We start from the raw sequence: 5898 nt of genomic DNA, 5'->3' as shown, positions 1-5898 counted from the left end.
GTAGAAATGTTGTAATATATTTTAAGAAAGAAATTAAAGATGAAATCTTTCAGAAGTTTTCTGGGGCATTAAAAAAAGGTGGAATGCTTTTTGTGGGAGCAACTGAAAGTATTTATAATTACAAGGATTTTGGATTAGAAAAAGTATCTACTTTTATTTATAAAAAGATATAAAGGGGTGAAGAAAATGGATACATCTCAATATATGGGAATGTTCTTAGAAGAATCAATGGATAATTTACAAACATTGAATGAGGCATTGCTAGATTTAGAACAAGAACCAAATAACATAGAAAAGTTAAATCAAATTTTTAGAGTTGCTCATACCATTAAAGGGATGTCAGCTACTATGGGATTCAATAATATCTCCGAGTTAACACATAAAATGGAAGATGTATTATCTGAATTTAGAGATGGAAGTTTAAAGGTTACTAGCGAGGTTGTTACTGTACTTTTTGATTGTCTAGATACATTAGAAAAGATGGTCAGCAATATTGAATCAGGGAATGGTGAAGAGGTTGAATATAAAGGAATAATTGAGGATCTTGAAAAAATTTCAAATTTAGCTAGCACTTCTATTGAAGAAGAAATAAAACCTAAAGAAAATGTTGAGAATTACGTTAATATAAATAGTGAGCCCAATAAAATAAATGCATTAATAAATGAATATGACATTTCTGTAATTAAGCAAGCTATTGAAAATGAATATAATTGTATTAATGTAGAAATAACTTTAAGAGAAGATACTTTATTAAAATCAGCTAGAGCCTTCCTTATAGTTCAAGAACTTGAGACACAAGGTGAAATAATAAAATCATTGCCTTCAACTGAAGATATTGAAAATGAGCAGTTTGATAATGAGCTAGATTTCTTATTATTAACTAAAAAGTCAAAGGAAGAAATCGAAGAATTAACAATAAATATTTCTGAAGTTGATAAAGTGAATGTATCTTATCTTGAAGCAAGTAATTTTTATGATGAAGCTGCAGTAGAAGTTATTTCTGATAATGAGGAAATAGTAAAACCAGCAGAAATAAAACCTAAAAAGGTTGAAACTCAGGAAAAGAAAAAGGAATTAAGTAATAATAAAAGAGCCCATCAATCAGTAAGAGTTGATCTTCAAAGAATAGACAAGCTTATGAATATGGTTTCAGAATTAGTTATTTATAGAACTAGACTTGAACAAATTGTTATAAATGATAAATCACAAGAACTAGCTGAAACATTAGAACAAGTTGAAAGAACTACTTCTGATCTTCAAGACTTAGTTATGAAGATTAGAATGTTGCCTTTAGATGTAGTCTTTAATAGATTCCCAAGAATGATTAGGGATTTATCTGTAGACTTAAATAAGGAAATTAACTTTGAAATTGAAGGTGCTGAAACTGAGCTAGATAGAACTGTAATAGATGAAATAGGCGAGCCTTTAATACATTTACTTAGAAATGCAGCAGACCATGGTATTGAAAGTAAAGAAGAAAGAATAGCTAGTGGGAAAAATCCAGTTGGAACAATTAAGTTAATAGCTTATCAAGAAGGAACTAAAGCACTTATAAAAGTTGTTGATGATGGTGCTGGAATAAATGTTGAAAGAGTAAAAGAAAAAGCGGAAAGTGTTGGAATAGTTACAGAAGGATTAAGTGATAGCGATATTAAAAACTTAATTTTTGCTCAAGGATTTAGTACTAATAAAGTAGTTACAGATATTTCTGGTAGAGGCGTTGGGATGGATGTAGTTAAAACTAAAATCTCATCACTTGGTGGAACTGTAGATGTAGTTAGTGAAGAAGGAAAAGGCTCAAGTTTTATTATAAAATTACCTTTAACATTACAAATAATACAAGCTTTACTAGTTAAAGTAGGGGAAGAAACTTTAGCCATTTCTTTAGGATTTATAGATAGAGTTATTGACTATAAAGAAGAAAATCTAAAAAAGACAAATGGAGAAGAAGTAATAATTTATAGAGAAAATATAATCCCTTTAATTAGGTTAAATGAAAGACTTGGAATAGAAAATAAGGATAGTAAAAAGAAATACGTTATAATAGTTAAAATAGGCGAAAAAGCAGTTGGATTGTTAGTTGATTCATTATTTGGGCAACAAGAAATAGTAATTAAACCTTTAGGAAAAACTTTAAAATCATTAAAAGAATATATTGGAGCAACAATTTTAGGAAATGGTTTAGTAACCTTAATTCTTGATGTGGCTGCTTTAATATAAAGGGGAGGCTAATTATGGAGTATAAAAATTTAACTTCATTACAATTAGATGCACTTAAAGAGGTATCTAATATCGGTGCAGGAAATTCAGCCACTTCTTTATCAGTACTACTAGGAACAAAAATAGATATGACAGTACCTAACTTAAACTTAATAGCTTTTGATGAGTTATTTAATAGTTATAAAGAAAATGCTGTAGTAGCAGTATTAGTTAAGGTGCTTGATGATATAGAAGGAAGTATTCTATATGTATTTGAAGAAGAAACAGCATTTAATATAATATCTAAGATGACTTTAAGCGAAGAAAATTCATTATCTGAAATGGGGAGTTCAGTTATTGGAGAAATAGGAAATATCATTTCTTCATCCTTTATGAATGCAATTTCAGGTTTTACTGGTCTAAAAGCTACAGCTTCAGTACCTGCTGTTGCTAATGATATGTTAAGTGCAATATTAATTTCAGCTTTTATAGATACAGGGCAATATCAAGATTATGTTTTAGATATAGAAATTCTTTTTATGGGAGAAGCAGAAGATAAATTAGAAGGGCATTTCTACTTTGTGCCTTCTCCAGAGTCCTTAGAAAAAATATTAGAATCGTTAGGAATAAATTAATTGGAGGGTTTAAAATGACAAAAGTATTAATAGTTGATGATGCAGCTTTTATGAGAATGATGATTAAGGATATATTACAAAAAAATGGTTTCGAAGTAATAGGTGAAGCAAGTAATGGTATAGAAGCAGTAAATCTTTATAAAAAAGAAAGACCAGATGTGGTTACTATGGATATAACTATGCCTGATATGGATGGAATAGAGGCTGTTAAAGAAATAAGAGCATTTGATCCATCAGCTAAGGTAATTATGTGCTCTGCAATGGGACAACAATCAATGGTTATGGATGCAATTAAATCTGGTGCAAAGGACTTTATAGTAAAGCCTTTCCAAGCAGATAGAGTACTTGAAGCTATAAGGAAGGTTGTTGGCTAATAAAAAATGGGAGGCTAAGTAAATGCAATTTGTAATATTTAAACTAGGAGAAGAGCATTTCGCAGTTGAGACAGATAAAATATTGAGTATTAATGATATGATGGCAATAACTAAGGTTCCAAAAGCTCCTTATTATATTAAGGGATTAATAAATTTAAGAGGAAGTATAAAATCTCTAGTAGATATTAACTTATTACTTAATATGGAATCTAATAAGGAACAAAGTAATATTATAATACTTAAAGTTGATGACGAAGAAATAGGTATTACTGTAGATGAAGTAGAGGAAGTAATAGATATTGAAGAAAATAAACTTCAAAAGTTAGAAACTCATAATACGGCAGGCTATATTAAAGGAATAATTGATTTAGAAGATAAACTTTTAACAGTAATAGAAATAGAAAAGCTACTTAATCAATAGAAATGAGGGATATTAATGGCAGAGGTTTTAAGTCAAAGTGAGATAGATGCTCTCCTTTCTGCCTTATCTACAGGTGATGTTGAACCAGAGCAGTTAAAAGAAAAGGAAGAAAAACATAAGGTAAAGAAGTATGATTTTAGAAGCCCTCAAAAGTTTTCTAAAGATCATATAAGAACTTTAGAAATGGTTCATGATTCCTTTGCAAGAATAGTAAGTAACTATCTTTCTGGGCAACTTAGAAAACATGTTAAAATAGAAATTCAAAGTGTTGAGCAAATAACTTATGAAGAATTTGTTCACTCAATTCCAAACCCTACTATACTAACTATATTTAGAATGGCGCCTCTTCAAGGAAATATTATGCTTGAGATGAATCCAGAGTTTTCATTTCAAATTTTAGACATACTTTTAGGGGGGACAGGGGAAAAGGGAGAAGCTAGTAAGGAATTTTCTGAAATAGATAAAAATATATTATCAAACATTACATCAGATATGATCAAGTCAATGATATTAGCTTGGGATGGAATATTAGATGTAAAACCAGAATTTGAAGGGCTTGAAACAAACCCTTCTGTAAATCAAACACTAGCTCCGAATGAACCTGTTGCACTGCTTAGTTTCTTAGTTGAATTAGGTAGGAGTACTACATATATGAATCTTTGTATTCCTTATTTAAGCGTTGAGAAAATATTGGATAAACTTGTAGTACAATATTGGTTTAAGACCGATATTACTGGGCTTCAAGAAGAATCAAGAGAAAAGCTTAAAAAAGGAATAGAACCTGTTGAAGTTAAAATGCATGTAGAGCTCGGGAATACTGAAATTACTATTGATAATTTTTTAAAGTTAGTTAAGGGCGATGTTTTAGTATTAAATTCTCAATACAGCGATCCTGTAAAAGTATTTGTTGAAGGAGAAGAGTGCTTTATAGCTAAGCCAGGGATTATCGGGAAAAACATGGGAGTCGAACTTTTAGATATATTAGATAAGGATGTGATTGAGAATGAGTAATGGATTTTTATCTCAAGAGGAAATAGATTCTTTATTAAATGGTAGTCCAGAACCATCTAATGATACAAATCAGTATAATGGGCAAGAAATTATATCAGAGCTAGAAAGAGATTTGCTAGGTGAAATAGGTAATATTTCAATGGGATCTGCTTCTACAGCTTTATATCAGTTAATTAATAAACCAGTTAATATAACTACACCAAAGGTTAGTGTTACAACATTAAAGGATATAAAGGAAGCCTTTCAATATCCAAATATTATTTTAGATGTTAAGTATGTGTCAGGAATAACTGGTAGAAATATATTAATTATGCAAACTACTGATGCCGCAGTAATTGCGAATCTGATGATGGGTGGCGATGGAAAGGTATCGAGCACTGAATTATCTGAATTAGAAGTAAGTGCTGTTCAGGAAGCAATGAATCAAATGATAGGTTCAGCGGCAACTTCAATGGCAACTATGTTTGCAAGAGAAGTAAATATATCACCTCCTAAATCAAAGATATGGAGAGATATAGGAGAAGAAATAAGTGACTCTATACCAGAAGATGAGCCAATTGTAGAAGTATGTTTTGACTTAAGTATTGAGGGATTACTTCAATCAAATATGATGCAAATTCTACCTATAGATACTGCTAAAAAGATAGTATCTATAATGATGGGGGAAGAAGAACAATCAAATGAGACAGTAGTAAATAGTGCTATTAATGAAGCAGCATTAGATATTACTTATAAGGAACCTACATATGAGGAATCAAAGCAATACTCTGAAGGTACACAGGCGCAAAGTTATGTAGCTTATCAAGAGCCAAGACCTATACAAGAGCAAATGATTCAACAATCTGCACCAGTACAGCAGCAAAAACCAGTTGAAGTTCATGGAGCAAGTTTTGAAACTTTAGGTCAAGGACAAGTTGGTGAATCCCATAGAAATATAGATTTAATACTAGATGTTCCGTTAGAAGTATCAGTTGTACTTGGTAGAACTAAGAAAAGTATTAAAGATATATTAAACTTAAGTACAGGGTCATTAATAGAACTTGAAAAATTAGCTGAAGAACCTGTTGAAGTTTTAGTAAATGGTAAAAAAATTGCTTATGGTGAGGTAGTTGTAGTAGATGAAAACTTCGGTGTTAGAATTACTAGCATTGTAAGTGGAGCAGAGAGAATTAAATCACTTAAGTAAAATAGGGCGCTTTTAAGGCGCCCTATTTTAATGAAGAATGAAAAATGGAAAATTAAGAATTGATGTAAAAAC

7 protein-coding genes are annotated in these 5898 nt (G+C 30.6%); all 7 read left to right on the top strand.

The genetic code is table 11. The features are described from left to right. On the top strand, positions 1 to 173 hold a 173-nt coding region (locus E6248_RS12015), incomplete at its 5' end, for a CheR family methyltransferase (protein ID WP_316341041.1). 13 nt (positions 174 to 186) lie between these two features. Continuing rightward, the gene (locus tag E6248_RS12010) at positions 187 to 2220 is read left to right on the top strand and encodes a chemotaxis protein CheA (RefSeq protein WP_316341040.1); all 2034 of its coding nucleotides are present in this window, start codon (positions 187 to 189) and stop codon (positions 2218 to 2220) included. Positions 2221 to 2234: 14 nt separating this feature from the next. Continuing rightward, positions 2235 to 2834, top strand: coding sequence for a chemotaxis protein CheC (locus tag E6248_RS12005; RefSeq protein WP_316341039.1), 600 nt, complete (start codon positions 2235 to 2237; stop codon positions 2832 to 2834). Between the two features lie 14 nt (positions 2835 to 2848). Then, positions 2849 to 3208: a response regulator gene (locus tag E6248_RS12000; protein ID WP_136004430.1), complete on the top strand. Its 360-nt coding sequence runs from the start codon at positions 2849 to 2851 to the stop codon at positions 3206 to 3208. Between the two features lie 22 nt (positions 3209 to 3230). After that, a complete protein-coding gene (locus tag E6248_RS11995; protein WP_316341038.1) occupies positions 3231 to 3629 on the top strand; it encodes a chemotaxis protein CheW in 399 nt (132 codons plus the stop codon). Between the two features lie 15 nt (positions 3630 to 3644). Beyond that, a complete protein-coding gene (gene fliM / locus E6248_RS11990; RefSeq protein WP_316341037.1) occupies positions 3645 to 4640 on the top strand; it encodes a flagellar motor switch protein FliM in 996 nt (331 codons plus the stop codon). Further along, complete coding sequence (gene fliY, locus E6248_RS11985) at positions 4633 to 5826, top strand: flagellar motor switch phosphatase FliY (protein ID WP_316341036.1); 1194 nt, start codon at positions 4633 to 4635, stop codon at positions 5824 to 5826. The genes fliM and fliY overlap by 8 nt, the downstream gene beginning before the upstream one ends. Positions 5827 to 5898 lie beyond the last annotated feature (72 nt).

The sequence above is a fragment of the Clostridium sp. genome (assembly GCF_032552055.1).
Lineage (GTDB): Bacteria > Bacillota > Clostridia > Clostridiales > Clostridiaceae > Clostridium.
This window is presented reverse-complemented; position numbering and strand designations above follow the sequence as displayed.